The sequence below is a fragment of the Thalassospira permensis NBRC 106175 genome (genome assembly GCF_000714555.1).
GTDB classification, from domain to species: Bacteria; Pseudomonadota; Alphaproteobacteria; order Rhodospirillales; family Thalassospiraceae; genus Thalassospira; species Thalassospira xiamenensis.
The window spans coordinates 79,301-96,311 of the sequence record NZ_AUNC01000003.1; the positions used below are offsets into that span (position 1 = coordinate 79,301).

The following is a 17,011-nucleotide window of genomic DNA, read 5'->3' on the forward strand; positions in this document are numbered from 1 at the left end:
ATCATCGCAAGATCAGCAAGTACTGATTGTTAAATAATAAGCCGCAGCCCGTTCCCGATATCGCACTGCAAAAGTGACTTGAAGCGTATTTTGAGTTTGGGTAATTTTCATAAAGATTATTATTAAGTGTTGTACAAAAATTACGTTTTGTGGAGGTGTCCTGTGGCTGTTACTGCCCGTCCGCGTCGTTCCGTTTTATATATGCCGGGTTCAAACGCCCGGGCACTGGAAAAGGGGCGCAGTCTGCCTGCTGATGGCCTGATCCTTGATCTTGAGGATGCTGTGGCACCCGACGCAAAGGATGTTGCCCGCGATCAGATCGTTGCCGCGCTGGCAGAAGGTGGTTATGGAAAACGTGAAATCCAGATCAGGACCAACGGATTAAACACCCCGTGGGGATATGCCGATATCGTGGCTGCGGCCAAAACATCGGCCGACGCGATTTTGCTGCCAAAGGTCGAAAGTGCCGATACGGTCCGACAGGTTGCGACCATCATGGAAGCGCAGGGTGCGCATGCGGATATGCGTATCTGGTGCATGATGGAAACGCCGCTTGCGATGCTTGATGCCAGGGAAATCGCAGGGGCTCATCCGCGTCTTGGCGGTTTTGTGATGGGGACATCTGATCTGGCGAAGGATCTGAACTGTGCTCATACGCCTGATCGTTTGCCAATGATGACAAGTCTTGGCCTTTGCCTGCTGGCGGCCCGTGCCTATGGCCTTGCGATCCTTGACGGCGTTCATCTTGATCTTTCGGACGATGATGGCTTCGCCGCATCCTGTACGCAGGGACGTGAAATGGGATTTGATGGCAAAACGCTGATCCATCCCAAAACCATTGCGGCTGCTAATACCGCATTCGCCCCAGCCGAAAGCGAGATTGCCTGGGCACGCAAAATCATTGCCGCCCATCAGGAAGCGGCACAAGAGGGCAAAGGTGTTGTCGTGGTCGATGGTAAACTGATCGAGAATTTGCATGTGGTTTCGGCCAAGCGTCTGGTCGCAATGGCCGATCAGATTGCGGAAATGGACGCGGCTTAAGCCCGGTCGCATAGCCGGATAAAAAACGCGAAAAGCATCGGCATTCCATTTCGTCAGACCAAGCGCCATACATGCAGGGAGGCACCATGGCATCGAAAACAAATCCAGGAAATTACTTTGAGGATTTCCGCATCGGTCAGGAAATGCGCCACGCAACACCACGCACGATCACGACCGGTGATGTCGCACTTTATACCGGCCTTTATGGTTCCCGTTTTGCGGTGCAGTCGTCTGATGAATTTGCCCGGCGGATCGGGTTTGATCGCGCGCCTGTGGATGATTTTCTGGCGTTTCATATGGTTTTTGGCAAAACCGTGCCAGATGTGTCGTTAAATGCGGTTGCCAATCTTGGTTATGCCGGTGGGGTGTTTGGCGCGCCGGTCTATCCTGGCGATACGGTCAGTACGGTATCGACCGTGATCGGGCTTAAGGAAAACTCGAACGGCAAGAGCGGTGTGGTTTACGTCAATTCCATCGGTCGTAATCAGCGCGGCGAGATGGTGCTGGATTACAATCGCTGGGTCATGGTGCGCAAACATGATGAAAGTGCCCGGGCACCTGAAACAGTCATTCCTGAATTGCCAGGCGTCGTTGCGCCAGAGGCATTGCAGATCCCCAAAAGCCTTGATCTGTCGGCCTATGATTTTGAGCTGGCCGGGGCATCCCATCGTTGGGGTGAATATGCGATTGGCGAAAAAATCGATCATATCGATGGCATGACCATCGAAGAAGCCGAACACCAGATCGCAACCCGTCTTTACCAGAATACAGCCAAGGTTCACTTTGATCAGGTTGCGGCAGGTGCCGGGCGGTTTGGCAAGCGGCTGATTTATGGTGGGCACATCATTTCACTGGCACGTGCATTGTCCTTTAACGGGCTTGGCAACGGTTTTCGTATTGCTGCGATTAATGCCGGTGCGCATGTTAATCCGGCTTTTGCCGGCGATACGGTATTTGCCTGGTCCGAGGTTCTGGACAAGTTTGAAATTCCGGGGCGACGAGACATCGGTGCGCTTCGTTTGCGTCTTGTTGCGGTGCGCGATCGGCAGGCATCTGACTTCCCGTTACGTGACGCAGAAGGAAAATATGACTCCGGCGTTCTTCTGGACTTTGATTATACCGTTTTAATTCCCAGATAATCTGGCAGGTGCAGTCTTGCGTATTAAGGTCTAATTGTGCGATTGCTAAATGCACGTTACGCCGTTTTCTGCATTAAGGGGAAACCCTTGGCCCTTCCCGCGGGTCGTAGACGGCACAAGAGAGGTCAACTACGTAGTTTAACCGAGGCGAAAACGGAATTTGGTCGCGGATTTCTTTGGATTTCAAAGGTGTCTAGATTGACTCAAACCCGTTGCATGGGTAAATAAACCCTGCTTTCCCGCCAGCTACTTTGAGAAGAGGCAAATCCGCTATGAGCAAAGCCAATCGGCCGCTGTCTCCGCACTTGCAGGTGTACCGGCTTCCGATGGCAGCCAAGATGTCCATTTCGTTCCGTGCGATGGGTGTCGGTCTTGCCATTGGTTTCGTATTTCTGGCGTCCTGGCTGATTGGTGCCGGCGCTGGTCGTGATGCATTTGACGGCTATCACGCATTTTTCACCTCGTGGTTTGGTCTGCTGCTGCTGTTCGGTTGGACGGCGGCATTTTATTACCATGCTTGCAACGGTGTCCGGCACCTTGTCTGGGATACCGGTCGCGGCCTGACGAATGAGGGCGCCAGAAAAGGCAACCCGATCGTCTTTGGCGCGGCAATCGTGCTGACCATTCTTACCTGGATTATCGGTCTGGCCTAAGGCCGGGCAAGAGGGGACAAACCTGTCATGAAAATGCAATCCGATCTGGGCCGTGTTCGCGGCCTCGGTTCTGCTAAAAGTGGCTCGTCGCACTGGTGGACCCAGCGCGTTACCGCTGTCGCAAACCTTCCGCTCGGCATCTGGTTCATCATATCGATTCTGTCTGGCCATACGGCCGACTATGATGCAGTCCGTGATTGGCTGAGCTCGTATTTCCATTCGACCATGATGATCCTGATGATCATCAGTGTTTCTGTGCACTTCACGCACGGCCTTCAGGTCGTGATCGAGGATTATGTGCACAACCGTAAAGCAGAAATCGTATCGCTGTTCCTGATCAAGGCTGTGGCCGCATTCCTGTCGGTTGCTGCCATCGTGTCGGTCATGCGTATCGTTTTTGCCGGAGCCTGAACCAATGAGCGAATCATATAAAATTATCGACCATAACTACGACGTCGTTGTTATGGGCGCAGGCGGCGCCGGTCTTCGTGCGACGCTTGGTACGGTCGAAGCCGGACTGAAAACCGCCTGTATCACCAAGGTCTTCCCGACCCGCTCGCACACCGTTGCGGCGCAGGGCGGCATTGGTGCATCACTTGGCAACATGTCCGAAGATCACTGGCAGTGGCATATGTATGACACCGTCAAGGGCTCCGACTGGCTCGGTGACCAGGACGCGATCGAATATATGTGCCGTAACGCTGTTCCGGCTGTTCATGAACTTGAACATTACGGCATGCCATTCTCGCGGACCGAAGATGGTAAAATCTATCAGCGTCCGTTCGGTGGTCATACCCGTGACCACGGTAAAGCGCCGGTCGAACGTGCCTGTGCTGCTGCTGACCGTACCGGTCATGCCATGCTGCACACCCTGTATCAGCAGTGCCTGAAACACAAAGCCGAATTCTTTGTCGAATATATCGCCCTTGATCTGATCATGGGTGAAGACGGGTCGTGCAAAGGTCTGGTCGCCTGGGATCTTGATACCGGTGAAATCCATCGTTTCAACGCCAAGATGACCATTCTGGCGTCGGGCGGTTACGGCCGCGCATTCTTTAGCTGCACCTCGGCCCATACCTGCACCGGTGACGGTCATGGCATGGTCGCACGTGCAGGCCTTGGTCTTCAGGACATGGAATTCGTTCAGTTCCACCCGACCGGCATTTACGGTTCTGGCTGCCTGATCACCGAAGGTGCGCGTGGCGAGGGCGGTTATCTGACCAACTCCGAAGGCGAACGTTTCATGGAACGTTACGCACCGACCGTGAAGGACCTTGCATCACGTGACGTCGTTTCGCGCGGTATGGCACAGGAAATCCGTGATGGTCGCGGTGTTGGCGAACACGGCGAATACATCCACCTGCACCTTGAACATCTTGGTTCGGAAGTGCTGTGGGAACGTCTGCCGGGTATTACCGAAACCGCAAAAATCTTTGCCGGTGTTGATGCGACCAAGGAACCGATCCCGGTCCTGCCGACGGTTCATTACAACATGGGCGGCATTCCGACCAACTATAAGGGCGAAGTCCTGCGTCCGACCGCGGATAACCCGAACGCAATCGTTCCGGGTCTGATGGCGGCCGGCGAAGCGGCCTGCGTGTCGGTCCACGGTGCAAACCGTCTTGGCACCAACTCGTTGCTCGACCTTGTTGTTTTTGGTCGTGCATGTGGCTTGCACGCCGCCGAAGTCGTCGATGCCAAGGCATCCTACAAGGAACTCAAAACCACCGATGGCGACGAGGCTATTGCACGTTTCGACCGTCTGCGTTGGGCAAAGGGTTCTCGTCCGACCGCCGAAATCCGTCTGGAAATGCAGCGCGTCATGCAGGGCAATTGCGGCGTGTTCCGTACTGCCGAGATTCTCAAGGAAGGTGTCGAAAAGCTTTCCGCGACCGCAGCAACGCTTCCTGATGTTGCCGTGTCGGATCGTTCGCTGATCTGGAACTCCGATCTCGTCGAAACGATGGAACTCGAAAACCTCATGGTCTGCGCTGCTGCAACCATGAATTCCGCCGAGGCCCGTCACGAATCACGCGGGGCACATGCCCACGAGGATTATCCGAAGCGTGATGACGAAGTCTGGATGAAGCACACGATTGCGACTGTCGATTGGGACAAAGGGTATGGCGTTGATCTGACCTATCGTCCGGTCAACAACTTCACCCTTACCGATGAAGTGTCGTATATCGAGCCGAAAGAGCGCGTCTATTAAGGCGCGGCAAGAGAGGATTTGAGAGATGGTAGAATTCAATCTTCCCGCCAATTCGGTCGTTAAAGAGGGCAAGTCGTTCTCTGCACCGGCTGACGCGAAAAACACCCGCAGCTTCAAGATCTATCGTTATGATCCTGACAGTGGCGATAACCCGCGTACCGACACTTACGACATTGACCTTGATAAGTGCGGTCCGATGGTTCTTGATGCGCTGATCAAGATCAAGAACGAGATCGACGCGACCCTGACATTCCGTCGTTCTTGTCGCGAAGGCATTTGCGGTTCGTGCGCGATGAATATCGACGGTCGCAACACGCTTGCGTGTCTGAAACCGATCGAGGACATCAAGGGCGAGGTCAAAATCTATCCGCTGCCGCATATGCCGGTGGTCAAGGATCTGGTGCCGGATCTGTCGCAGCCTTATGCACAGCTCGCCTCGATCGAGCCGTGGCTGAAGGCCGATAGCCCGACTCCGCCCGATGGCGAGCGTCTGCAGTCGCGTGAAGAACGCGCGAAGCTTGACGGTCTGTGGGAATGCATCCTGTGCTTCTCCTGCTCGACCGCGTGCCCGTCTTACTGGTGGAACTCCGACCGTTATCTCGGCCCGGCTGTTCTGTTGCAGGCTTATCGTTGGCTGGCTGACTCGCGTGATGAATATACCGGTGAACGTCTCGACGCGCTCGAAGATCCGTTCCGCCTGTATCGTTGCCACACGATCATGAACTGCACCAATACCTGCCCGAAAGGCCTGAACCCGGCATTGGCGATCACCGAAATCAAAAAGATGATCGCAGAACGCCGCGCCTGATCGGCTTAGACCATAAAAAAGTCTTTTTAAGACAAAAAGTTAAAGCCGCCGGAGATCGGATGATCCCGGCGGCTTTTTCTGTTTTAATACTGTTTATAAAGACAACCTGACCCGAACAATCGGGCACGAGCAAAGGCAAACCGATGAAAAAAGCGCATTGGCTGTTCCCCCTTAGCGGCGCGGCATATGGCTTCGCATTCTGGTATCTGATCGATTATCGCTGGGAGGATGACTATCTTCTGGCGAGTCTGATGACCTTTATTGCCGCACTGGCCTATTGCAGCTGGTTTGCCATTGGCGTGTGTCGTCTGCGTGATGATCTTGCGGTGACGTTTGTTTTACCAACCCTCGCAGCCCTTCAGGTGCTGGCATTTCAGCATCTGGTCGGGTTCGATCATACCGATGATGTCGCCATTTTAGGTTTGCTCGCCTGTCAGGCGTTTTGGGTCGGGCTTGCTGTCGCCATATGGCGGATATGGGGGCCGTTGCAGACGACTGTTTTACCAAACTATCCGGATCGGGCGGCACTGGTGCCCGAAATCTGGTCAATCAAGCTGGCATTGGCATTTGGTTTGGTCGGGGTTGGTGTCGTCTGGCCCGTTCTTTATGCCTTGTCTTCGCTGTTTATGCTGGTGGGGATCGACCAGATTTGGGACCTGATCAGTGAGGCGTATGTTGCGATGCCCCTTTCGGGGGCGGCTTTTGCCACAGGTATCCTCATTGCGCGTGAAAAATCGGGGCTTCTGATCCCGGTCCGCCAAGTGATTGGCGGAATGTTCCGCATTCTTTATCCGATTCAGGCTCTGGGGCTTTTCCTGTTTCTGATTGCGGCGGCATTGGGTGGCTGGGAAGTTCTGCTGGATCAGGAATTTGGTGTCTGGTGGACCGTGATGGCCGCCGCAGCAGGGTTAAGTTACCTACTGTTTGGGGCGGTGCAGGCAGGCGAAGGTGTAACCTTGTTTGGCCGGATCGGTGATCGTGTCTTTCGCTTTACATTGTGGATGGCACCGATTTTTGCCCTGATTGCGATGGCAACGATTTATATCCGGGTGCGTGAATACGGACTGACCCCATCGCGGATTTATGCGATCTGGGCGGCGGTATTTGTCTTGATGGCGACGATATGGCTTTCGGTGGCGGCATTTGGCCGTCGCCAGTCAACCCCGGTATCGTTGCGCCGGGCGTTTGGCCATATCGCGATTTGTGGGGCCCTGACGGCCTTTATCATACATCTGCCGTTGCTTGACCCGGTCAGCATTTCGGCGCGCAATCAGCAAAGCCGTCTTTTGTCGATGGCAGACTGGGACACGGCTGATCTTTCTTTCATTGCCCGAAATCTTGGAATGCCGGGCGAGAAGGCACTTGCTGAACTTGACATGGCAAAACCCGACACGGTGCCGCCACTTGCTGAACTGCGCAGCCATATCGATTCCGATGCCGGACGGGTGATGGTCGAAATTGACAATATTCCGGTTTATCCTGCGGAATATCGCGTGCCTGGGGAAGCCGTAACCAGATTGCTTGAAGCACAGCTTGAATATGATCGCCGCTTCTGTCGCAAGGAAGGTTCAGGCACAGGAACCCCGGACCAGTGCGCATTGTTGCTGGTCGATCTTGACGGCGATGGAATGGAAGAAGCAGCCCTTTTCACGGCGCGTGATTATGTTGATATCTATCGTTATGAGGTCGCGGATGATGATTGGCAGGTTGTGACCAATTTCTTCCATGGCCAGAACGAAATCGACCATGCGGCAATGTTGCGTGATCTTGCCGATGGTAATTTCAAAGCGGTTTCACCCCGTTATTCCGATCTTTTGATCGGTGGGGTGCAGTGGGGCCAGTATCGTTAACGCCTGCCTAATCGGGACAGGCTATGCTTTGTCATCACGTGAAACAGCATCAGGGAATGACTGCTTTGTTGATCCGGACACATCATCTCATTGCGGGCCTGGCCCTTCTAACGCTGGCGGCCTGCGGCGATACCTCTGCGAAATGGGAGCCCCAGGATATGTTCGCAAGCCCGGCGGAAAAGCCGGTTGACGAACGATACCGGGCGATGATCGATTTCAAGGCGCTATCGCGTGACGAGGCCGGTGTTGAATATGCCGCCGGGCCGAGCGCGACCGTGCTGGGCGCGGTTGAAGAATCCGTTGCCCTTTGTCAGGAAAAGGGTGGCAAGGGATGCAAGGCGGTCCGTGTCGGTCTGACATGGGTTGATGGCCTTGATAGCGATGCCATCAAGGCGGTGATGGAAACCTATCGCAACACCATGCTGGCAGAAGCAACGCAGGCATCGAATGCGGGGAATGCCGGTGCGGCGAACTGGCTTGCCTTCCATTATGCGGTTCGTGGTGAAAATTTGGGTGAAGCAGAACGTCTGATCAAGCGTGCCTTGCAGGTTGCACCCGATGATCCCGGTGCGCTCGATACCTACGGGCTGGTGCTTTATAAGCAGGGCAAATATCAGGAAGCAGAAGAGATATTTGTGGCTGTAAACAAGGCCATGCCGACGGCTGAACATCTTGCGCATTTTGCCGAAAATGCCCTTGCGATGGGCAAAACCGAAATGGCACGCGCGGCTTATCAGCGTGCCCTTGAGGCGCAGCCAAGTGCGGTGCTGTCACAGGAAATCCAGAAACGGTTGCTTGCCCTTGATCTGGGTGGCGGCGCGGCAACACAGTGATCAATCTTGTCATCTTTGATTGCGATGGGGTGCTGATCGATAGCGAAGTGCTGTCGTTTGCCGTCGATGTTCAGATACTTGCAGGCTATGGCATTGAAGTCTCATCGGATGACCTGGCGGGCCGTTTTGGCGGTGTGTCCTATGCCGGGATGGTCGACAGCCTGAATGATGATCATGCAACCGCGATTGACGCCGTGAAGTATCAGAAAGAATGTGAAGATCTGCTCGGAAGTCTTTTTGAAACAGATCTGCGGGCGATTGGTGGCATTGACGCGGTTCTGAAATCACTTGATGTGCCGGTTTGCGTTGCATCGGGCAGTGATTTGGCACGCCTTGATACCTGTCTTGGAAATACCGGTTTGCTTGATTTCTTCGGGGCGCGGATTTTCTCGGTCGAGGAAGTGGCAAATGGCAAACCGGCCCCGGATATCTTCCTGCATGCGGCGCGGGAATGCGGTTCCAAACCGGAAAACTGTCTTGTGATCGAAGACAGCCCCGCCGGGATTATTGCCGCCGGGGCGGCCGGGATGCGATCCGTCGGATTTCTTGGTGGAGGCCATCGAAATCCGCAAGATGCCGAAATGTTAATGCAGGCCGGGGCCGAGGATGTTGTCGGTGATTCCAGTGAACTGCACCGGTATCTTGGCAATCAGGGACTGGCAAAACGACCCTGATCGCAATTGATCAGGGTGCAATGTCTTGTGATCGTTTTCTCAGGTTTGCGGCCAGTCAAGCGTTGCAGGCGTATCATCAACCATCGGCAGATCAACCTCGTTCAGGTTGTTGCCCGGGCCGCTGCGATCCACGATCAGAAAATCACTTTCTGGTTCAAGCGCCAGAAGCGGGTGGTGCCAGACATTCTTGGCATAAGTCACACCTTGTGTCCCGTCCGAGATAAAGGCGCGTAGGTCTTCGAGGGCAGGGGTATCTGAACCCTCTGCCACAACAATCAGGAACTTCTGACCGCTTAGAGGCACGAACGCCTGGGAGCCCAGTGGATGGCGTTCCATCATTTTGATTTCAATCGGCATCGGGCGCGGTGTGCCGCGAAAAATGCTGATGATTGGTATGCCACCTTCGTCCCCGACATCAACGCGCGATATGTCGTGAAACCGCGTTGTTGTACCCAGATTGATTTTATATTCGTCCCGCGCGGTGGCGGTGGATATCACCTCGCCAAACGGGGCAAAAGCCGCGGGGGTTAGCGGTTCGACTTTCAGTTTCATAGTCTTATCGCTTTGCCGGTTTGCCAAGAATGCGCAGGCGGCTGATCCCGCCATCGGGAATGGAATTGACGCGCAAATGCGATACCGGGCCGAGCTTGGCGATGACCGACGCATCAAATTCGTGGATATGGTCGGCCTGCATTTTCTGTTCAGGCAAAATGGTTTGCCAGAACATCGAACGTGCTCGCAGCGACTTATCCTTTTCACCATCCACATAGGCGGCCTGAATGGAAACCCGGTCGGGATAGTTGCCCTTGAAGTGGCAGGTGTCGACGATGATTTTCTCGATCTCGCCAGGATGGCCGAGCTCAACGATAAGCCACTCGTTGCCGGGTTCGCGGCGCCGTCTGGTTTCCCAGCCATCACCCATATTGATGCCCCGGCCGGGTGCCAGAATGGCATTCGGGTTGCCATAATGGGCATCTGACCATGTCAGGACCACGCCGCCATTGATCATGGCTGCCAGATCAACCTGATCGGCACTGCTTGCCATTTTTGACCAGTCCCGATCCGGGCGGCCATAAACGCGCAGACGGGCAATGCCTCCATCGGGATAGATATGCAGGCGGACATGGGTGAAAACGCCCTCTGCCGTGACATCAGCATAATGGTGGGCTTCTGCGCCGACACCGGCACGCAACCCGATCGGGGCAACAATTTCGATCCAGGTCGTATCTTCGGCGGGATCACCATCCGGGCAATAGCATGCCTCTAGCGATGCGGCGGGCGGGAAGTTGCCGGTGAAGTGGCTGGTATCGATATCGACACCGTAAATCCGGCCCGATGTTGCCAGCCGTACCACACAGTAATCATGACCTTCCACACGTTTGCGGCGGCTTTCCCAGCCATCCATCCACTTGCCATTGTCATCATATTTATCCGGATAAAAAATGGCATCGGCGGTTTGCAACATGCGTTGCTTGTCGGCAAAGAAATCGTCGGTCGCAAAGATTGCTTCTGCGCCCAGACGTTCGTCGGCCAGATTGACAAAACGCCGGGTAAATTCCGGGGCATCATGGTTTGTGTGGTGGCTCATGGTTTCTAGATCCTGATTATTGGTTATTTTGTTCGGGCCGGTCATTGGTGATCAAAGGGCTTCGAGGCGCAGCTTGGCGATACGGTGTACCTGATTGAGGGCCTCGTTAAATTCGGTTTCGATATCGTTCTTAACGCGGCGTTCGAATGCGTTCAGGATGTCGGTCCGATGGAACCCTTTGACCGCAAAGATGAACGGGAAACCGAACTTCTTTTTGTAGTCGTCATTCAATTGCGTAAAACGGGCAAGTTCATCGGGCGTGCATTGATCAAGCCCGGCACCGGTTTGCTCATTCTGCGAGGAATGCGTGAGTTCCGCCAATGCAAGCTTGCCAGCAAGATCAGGGTGGGCGCGAAGCAGTGTCAGTTTGTCACCATCAACCGCGCCATTTACCACGGCTGCCATGGCATCGGCGAGTGCATCAGGGGTATCAAGGGCGGTCGTGATGCCGCGATCATATAACTGTTCAGCGATCCAGGGCGAATGTTCGTAAACCCCGCCATACAGCGAGACAAAGGCGCTTTGCGCCAATGTGCTGGGTGGTCGGGTTTCGAACAATGATTTTGCAGGTTTGGTCATATCGGCCATTTCAGTTCTTGTTTTTCTTCATGGTTATTGGTTTTCGGTGAACGGATGATGTTCGCGCCAGTGACGCGCAATATCGATGCGACGTGCAAACCAGACATCATCATGACCGCGCACATAATCGACAAAGCGTTTCAGGGCTGCAAACCGACCCGGACGGCCGACAAGACGGCAATGCAAACCGACCGATAGCATCCGCGGGGTTTCAGCACCTTCTTCGTAAAGCGTATCAAAACTGTCTTTCAGATATTGAAAATATTGTTCGCCGGAATTGAAGCCTTGCATGGCGGCAAAGCGCATGTCGTTGACATCAAGCGTATAGGGCACGATCAGATGCGGGGTTTCTGTCTGTGTCGACCAGAAAGGCAGTTCGTCGCTGTAATCATCCGCGTCATACAGGAAGCCGCCTTCTTCGGCGACAAGCCGCCGGGTGTTCGGGCTTGTGCGGCCTGTATACCAGCCAAGCGGGCGTTCGCCCGTCACATCCTTGATGATGTCGATGGCTTTGTGCAGATGTTCGCGTTCAAGTTCTTCGGGGAAATATTGGTAATCGATCCAGCGATAACCATGCGAACAGATTTCATGACCATCGCGCATCGCGACTTCGCCAACCTTCGGGTGGCGGGCCAGTGCCATGGCAACGGCAAAGATGGTGATCGGAATTTGCCGTTCGCGAAACAGGTTCAGGATCCGCCAGACACCAACGCGCGAACCATATTCGTAAATCGACTCCATGCTCATATGGCGAACGCCTTCGCGCATGTCGGCACCGATGATTTCCGACAGGAAGGATTCTGACGCGCGATCCCCGTGCAGAACGCAGTTTTCACCGCCTTCCTCGTAATTCAGCACGAACTGCACCGCAACACGGGCCTTGCCCGGCCAGTTGGCCTTTGGCGGATTGGGGCCATAGCCAATCAGGTCGCGTGCATAATTCTGTTCGGTCATCTTTGGCCTCTCCTGATATCGCAACGCCCGGCTTTGTCATGCGGGCTGTTTGGTGTAGCATTAACCATAGGTCGAAGCGCAGCAAGGAAGAACTCCTGCGCGCTGATTGGTGGATGATCATGCCGCACTATCAATCTGACTTTGATAATGTTCCTGGACGGGAAATCGCTTTGGCCGGTTTTTTATTGGCTTTTAAAAGCTTTTGATCCGACTTTGATAGTATTCTGCACGAAGCTATGGCAATCGTTTTTCAAAGAATTATTGATATAGTTTCACTTTATCGCCTCTTTCCACGATCCGTGTCCTAATGCGACCTTTTTGAAACGCTATAAATTCGTTCGGCATAAAACGATCAATCAGAAAAGCCGACCAGGGAAGAAGCGACCGACCACCGCATGAGAGAGAAAAGAGGAGGCCCGGCATGGGACGACTGACTACCCATGTTCTAGATACGGCAAAAGGTTGCCCGGTGGGTGGCATCCGGATCGAGCTGCACCGTTTTGGTGACGGCCATGATGATCTGGTCGCCAAAGCCGTAACCAATGCCGACGGGCGAACCGATGTGCCAATGCTTGATGGTGCCTCGTTCAAGCCGGGCGAGTATCAGCTTGTCTTTCATGCCGGGGCGTATTTCGACGCCATCGGTCTTGATCTGCCGGAGCCGAAATTCCTTGATCAGGTCGTAATCCGGTTCGGTATTTCAGATGCGCAGGCACATTATCATGTGCCGCTGTTGCTTTCGCCGTTTGGCTATTCCACCTATCGCGGCAGCTGAGGCCATCATGACCAAGCCGGCCCTTGATACACGCGATGATATCCGGTTCTTCTTCGGAAACGAGGAACGCCGCCTGCGCGATATCGATCCGCAAATGACGGTTTTGAACTGGCTGCGCTTAAACGAGCGCAAGACCGGGACGAAAGAAGGCTGTGCCGAGGGCGATTGTGGTGCCTGCACGGTTATTCTGGGTGAACCGGATGGAATGGGCAGCATGCGTTACCGGACGGTCAATGCCTGTATCCAGTTTATGCCGACCCTTGATGGCAAGCAGCTTCTGACTGTGGAGCATCTTAAACCCGATGATGGCAGCCTTCATCCGGTGCAGCAGGCCATGGTAGAAACTCATGGGTCGCAATGCGGTTTCTGTACGCCGGGTTTTGTCATGAGCCTCTATCAGCTTTGGCTGGATGGGGGCGAGGATGACCGGGGTGCCATCAATGACGCCCTTGCCGGGAACCTTTGCCGTTGCACCGGTTACGGCCCGATCATCGAAGCCGCCCGCAAGGCCGGTGGCATAAGCGCAACCGATCCGGTCGAACAAAAACGCCGTTCCGATATTGCGACCCGATTGACCGCGATGATCGAAGGTGCAGGCATGCTGGCACTCGAAATGCCGGTGGGTCGTTACTTCGCCCCGCGCAGCAGCGATGAACTGGCCGCACTTTTGGTGGCCCATCCCGATGCGACGGTGCTGGCGGGCGGAACGGATGTCGGGCTTTGGGTGACCAAGATGCTTAAGCGGATTGATCCGATCATTTATATCGGGGATGTCGCCGATCTTAAATCGGTCCGCGAAAAGGGCGGTGCTCTGACCATCGGTGCCGGTGTGACTTATAGCGATGCTCATGCTGCGCTTGGCATGATTGCCGGTGATGTCGGGGAACTGGTTCGCCGGATCGGGTCACGGCAAATCCGCAATGCGGGGACGGTTGGTGGTAATATCGCCAATGGATCGCCGATTGGCGATACACCGCCTGCCTTGATTGCATTGGGCGCGCGGATTGTTCTGCGCGTTGGTGATATCCGGCGCGAAGTCGCCCTTGAAGATTTCTTTATCACCTATGGCAAGCAGGACCGGGCCAAGGGCGAGTTCGTTGAAAGCATCATCGTTCCGAAACCAGCCGCCGGGGTGCAGTTCAAGGCCTACAAGATCTCCAAGCGGTTTGATCAGGACATTACGGCGGTTCTTGCGGCCTTTGCCATTCGGATTGATGGCGGCAAGGTGGTCGAATTCCGTGCGGCATTTGGTGGCATGGCTGGAACACCGATGCGGGCCAAAAAGTGCGAGGCGGCCCTGATCGGCAAGGACTGGAACGAGGCCAGCCTGAGTGCGGCGCAACTGGCTTTGTCCAGGGATTTTGCACCGATGTCGGATATGCGGGCATCAAAAGAATACCGCATGCTGGTCGCGCAGAACCTTCTGACCAAACTGTTTATCGAAACAACGGCGCCTGAAATTGCCACCCGTCTGGTTGGCAGGGAGGCTGCCTATGTCTGACAACGCACCCAAAATCATCGATACCAAAGACCCGGACGAACTTCTGGCACCGACACCGGGGCTTTCGGGTGGGGTCCGGTCCGCCAGCAAGCATGACAGTGGCCCGAAACATGTCGCGGGCGAAGCTATTTATGTTGACGATATTCTTGAGCCGTTCGGCACCCTTCATCTGGCTCCCGGTGCGGCAACCATCGCACATGGCAGGATCACGAAGATGGATCTGTCAAAGGTGCGATCCGCACCCGGTGTGGTGTGTGTCCTGACGGCGGATGATGTGCCCGGTGTCAATGACGTGTCACCCGCCCATACCCATGATGATCCGGTTCTGCCCGACGGGATTGTGCAGTTTTACGGTCAGCCGGTTTTCTGTGTTGCCGCCGAAACCCGCGAACAGGCACGCAATGCCGTCAAGCTGGCCGAGATCGAGTATGAAGAACTGCCCGCGATCCTGAGCGTTAGGGAAGCACTGGAAAAACAGCAATTTGTTGCACCACCCCATGTCATGGCGCAGGGCGATGCCAAATCGGCACTGGCACGTGCCAAGCATCGCCGGTCCGGGGTGATGGAAATCGGCGGGCAGGATCATTTCTATCTTGAAGGACAGATCACCTTTGCCATCCCGCAGGAAGACGGTGATGTGCTGTTGCATTGTTCGACCCAGCATCCGTCCGAGGTTCAGCACAATATCGCCAATGTCCTTGGTCGTCCGGCCAATGCTGTAACGGTCGAAGTTCGCCGTATGGGCGGTGGTTTTGGCGGCAAGGAAACCCAGGCATCGCAATGGGCGGCATTGGCCGCGATTGTTGCGGTCAAAACCGGGCGTCCGGCAAAAATGCGTCTGGATCGGGATGATGACATGGTCATGACCGGCAAACGCCATAACTTTATTGTCGAATATGATGTCGGCTTTGACGATGATGGCCGGATTTGCGGGCTGGATATTCAATATGCCGTCAATTGCGGTTTCTCGGCCGATCTGTCGGCCGCGATCTGTGATCGTGCGATGTTCCATACCGACAATGCCTATTTCCTTGGCGATGTTGAAATCCGGTCCTATCGCTGCAAAACCAATCTGGTATCCAATACCGCGTTTCGCGGTTTTGGCGGGCCGCAGGGGATGGTGGCGATTGAACGGATCATCGATGAAATCGCTATGACGATTGGCCGCGATCCGCTTGATGTACGGATCGCCAACTATTACGGGACAACCGACCGCAACACGACACCGTATCACATGACGGTCGAGGATAATGTCCTTGCGGAACTGACGGACGACATTCTGGCATCTTGCGATTATCGCAAGCGCCGCAAAGAAATAGATGCGTTTAACGCCGAAAGCCCGGTGATCAAGCGCGGTATTTCAATCACGCCGGTCAAGTTTGGCATTTCCTTTACCACGACCTTCCTTAATCAGGCAGGCGCATTGATCCATATTTATCAGGACGGATCAGTGCATCTGAACCATGGCGGGACGGAAATGGGGCAGGGCCTGTTTATCAAGGTTGCCCAGGTTGTTGCCGAAGAATTCCAGATTGATCTGGACCGGATCAAAATCACGGCAACCAATACCGGCAAGGTTCCCAACACATCGGCAACCGCGGCATCAAGCGGGGCGGATATGAACGGCATGGCAGCGCGCGATGCCGCCATCACAATCAAATCCCGCCTGATTGCGTTTGCGGCTGAAAAATACGGTGTGGCCGAGGCCGCCATTCGCTTTGTTCCGGGCCGGGTGATTGTTGGTGATGTTGCCGAACTGGAATTTGCCGATCTGATCAAACAGGCCTATCTGGCGCGTGTTTCGCTTTCGGCAACGGGCTATTATGCGACACCGAAAATCCATTATGACCGTGAAACCGCATCGGGTCGGCCGTTCTATTACTTCGCCTATGGCATGGCCTGTTCCGAGGTGATGATCGATACCCTGACCGGTGAATACAAGGTGACCCGCGTTGATATCAGCCACGATGTCGGCCGGTCGTTGAACCCGGCGATTGACCGGGGGCAGATCGAAGGCGGCTTTATTCAAGGGATGGGATGGCTGACATCTGAGGAATTGTGGTGGGATGATGCAGGTCGTTTGCGCACGCATGCGCCGTCCACCTATAAAATTCCCGCATGTTCGGATCGTCCGGATGATTTCCGGCTTGAGTTGTGGTCATCCGGAAGAAATGTTGAAAAAACCATCCACAGATCCAAGGCGGTTGGTGAGCCGCCCCTGATGCTGGCGATTTCAGTGCATCGCGCAATTGCTGATGCGATTGCATCGGTCGGGAATTACAAGGTGATCCCGATGCTTGATACACCAGCAACGCCCGAAGCCGTCCTGAATGCGGTCGCAAATGTGGCAAAGGGCATGATCGCCCAAAGTCATGATGCGGTTCCGGCGGCGGGGGAATAGCAT

Annotated in this window: 16 protein-coding genes; 12 read left to right on the forward strand and 4 right to left on the reverse strand. The window is 54.8% G+C overall.

Translation table 11 applies throughout. The annotated features are described in order from the left end of the window. Window positions 1-162 precede the first annotated feature (162 nt). The 9 genes from SMB34_RS03175 to SMB34_RS03215 all read left to right on the forward strand — a co-directional run bounded on the left by SMB34_RS03175 (window position 163) and on the right by SMB34_RS03215 (window position 9,210). Window positions 163-1,041, forward strand: coding sequence for an HpcH/HpaI aldolase/citrate lyase family protein (locus SMB34_RS03175; RefSeq protein WP_037987639.1), 879 nt, complete (start codon window positions 163-165; stop codon window positions 1,039-1,041). Window positions 1,042-1,127: 86 nt separating this feature from the next. Continuing rightward, window positions 1,128-2,180 (forward strand): MaoC family dehydratase, encoded by a 1,053-nt coding sequence (locus tag SMB34_RS03180; protein ID WP_037987640.1) that lies wholly within the window; start codon window positions 1,128-1,130, stop codon window positions 2,178-2,180. A 272-nt stretch (window positions 2,181-2,452) separates the two neighbouring features. Beyond that, window positions 2,453-2,833 carry a succinate dehydrogenase, cytochrome b556 subunit gene (gene sdhC, locus SMB34_RS03185; protein ID WP_007088829.1) on the forward strand — a complete coding sequence of 127 codons (381 nt, stop codon included), beginning with the start codon at window positions 2,453-2,455 and terminating at the stop codon, window positions 2,831-2,833. A 27-nt stretch (window positions 2,834-2,860) separates the two neighbouring features. Then, complete coding sequence (gene sdhD / locus SMB34_RS03190; RefSeq protein WP_007088830.1) at window positions 2,861-3,244, forward strand: succinate dehydrogenase, hydrophobic membrane anchor protein; 384 nt, start codon at window positions 2,861-2,863, stop codon at window positions 3,242-3,244. Between the two features lie 4 nt (window positions 3,245-3,248). Continuing rightward, a complete protein-coding gene (sdhA, locus tag SMB34_RS03195) occupies window positions 3,249-5,045 on the forward strand; it encodes a succinate dehydrogenase flavoprotein subunit (protein ID WP_007088831.1) in 1,797 nt (598 codons plus the stop codon). Between the two features lie 25 nt (window positions 5,046-5,070). Further along, on the forward strand, window positions 5,071-5,853 hold the full coding sequence (locus SMB34_RS03200) for a succinate dehydrogenase iron-sulfur subunit (RefSeq protein WP_007088832.1): 783 nt from the start codon (window positions 5,071-5,073) through the stop codon (window positions 5,851-5,853). A gap of 143 nt (window positions 5,854-5,996) precedes the next feature. Continuing rightward, on the forward strand, window positions 5,997-7,703 hold the full coding sequence (locus SMB34_RS03205; RefSeq protein WP_037987641.1) for a DUF4153 domain-containing protein: 1,707 nt from the start codon (window positions 5,997-5,999) through the stop codon (window positions 7,701-7,703). Between the two features lie 56 nt (window positions 7,704-7,759). Beyond that, window positions 7,760-8,536 carry a tetratricopeptide repeat protein gene (locus SMB34_RS03210; protein ID WP_240478734.1) on the forward strand — a complete coding sequence of 259 codons (777 nt, stop codon included), beginning with the start codon at window positions 7,760-7,762 and terminating at the stop codon, window positions 8,534-8,536. Continuing rightward, window positions 8,533-9,210: an HAD family hydrolase gene (locus tag SMB34_RS03215; RefSeq protein WP_037987642.1), complete on the forward strand. Its 678-nt coding sequence runs from the start codon at window positions 8,533-8,535 to the stop codon at window positions 9,208-9,210. Before SMB34_RS03210 ends, SMB34_RS03215 begins: the two co-directional genes overlap by 4 nt. Before the next feature lie 39 nt (window positions 9,211-9,249). On the opposite strand, the gene SMB34_RS03220 is transcribed toward SMB34_RS03215, so the two are convergent. From SMB34_RS03220 to puuE, 4 genes are read right to left on the reverse strand one after another with little or no spacing between them, the layout of a single operon-like run. Continuing rightward, window positions 9,250-9,762 carry an ureidoglycolate lyase gene (locus SMB34_RS03220; protein ID WP_037987643.1) on the reverse strand — a complete coding sequence of 171 codons (513 nt, stop codon included), beginning with the start codon at window positions 9,760-9,762 and terminating at the stop codon, window positions 9,250-9,252. A gap of 4 nt (window positions 9,763-9,766) precedes the next feature. After that, window positions 9,767-10,798, reverse strand: coding sequence for an allantoicase (gene alc / locus SMB34_RS03225; RefSeq protein WP_037987676.1), 1,032 nt, complete (start codon window positions 10,796-10,798; stop codon window positions 9,767-9,769). A gap of 51 nt (window positions 10,799-10,849) precedes the next feature. After that, window positions 10,850-11,377 (reverse strand): 2-oxo-4-hydroxy-4-carboxy-5-ureidoimidazoline decarboxylase, encoded by a 528-nt coding sequence (gene uraD, locus SMB34_RS03230; RefSeq protein ID WP_037987677.1) that lies wholly within the window; start codon window positions 11,375-11,377, stop codon window positions 10,850-10,852. A 33-nt stretch (window positions 11,378-11,410) separates the two neighbouring features. Next, complete coding sequence (gene puuE / locus SMB34_RS03235; RefSeq protein WP_037987644.1) at window positions 11,411-12,331, reverse strand: allantoinase PuuE; 921 nt, start codon at window positions 12,329-12,331, stop codon at window positions 11,411-11,413. 421 nt (window positions 12,332-12,752) lie between these two features. On the opposite strand from puuE, the gene uraH reads away from it, so the two are divergent. The 3 genes from uraH to xdhB are packed head-to-tail and all read left to right on the forward strand — an operon-like array spanning window position 12,753 to window position 17,008. Next, window positions 12,753-13,106 (forward strand): hydroxyisourate hydrolase, encoded by a 354-nt coding sequence (uraH, locus tag SMB34_RS03240; protein WP_007088840.1) that lies wholly within the window; start codon window positions 12,753-12,755, stop codon window positions 13,104-13,106. A 7-nt stretch (window positions 13,107-13,113) separates the two neighbouring features. Next, a complete protein-coding gene (xdhA, locus tag SMB34_RS03245) occupies window positions 13,114-14,607 on the forward strand; it encodes a xanthine dehydrogenase small subunit (RefSeq protein WP_007088841.1) in 1,494 nt (497 codons plus the stop codon). Then, window positions 14,600-17,008 carry a xanthine dehydrogenase molybdopterin binding subunit gene (gene xdhB / locus SMB34_RS03250; RefSeq protein ID WP_037987645.1) on the forward strand — a complete coding sequence of 803 codons (2,409 nt, stop codon included), beginning with the start codon at window positions 14,600-14,602 and terminating at the stop codon, window positions 17,006-17,008. The genes xdhA and xdhB overlap by 8 nt, the downstream gene beginning before the upstream one ends. Window positions 17,009-17,011: the final 3 nt, after the last annotated feature.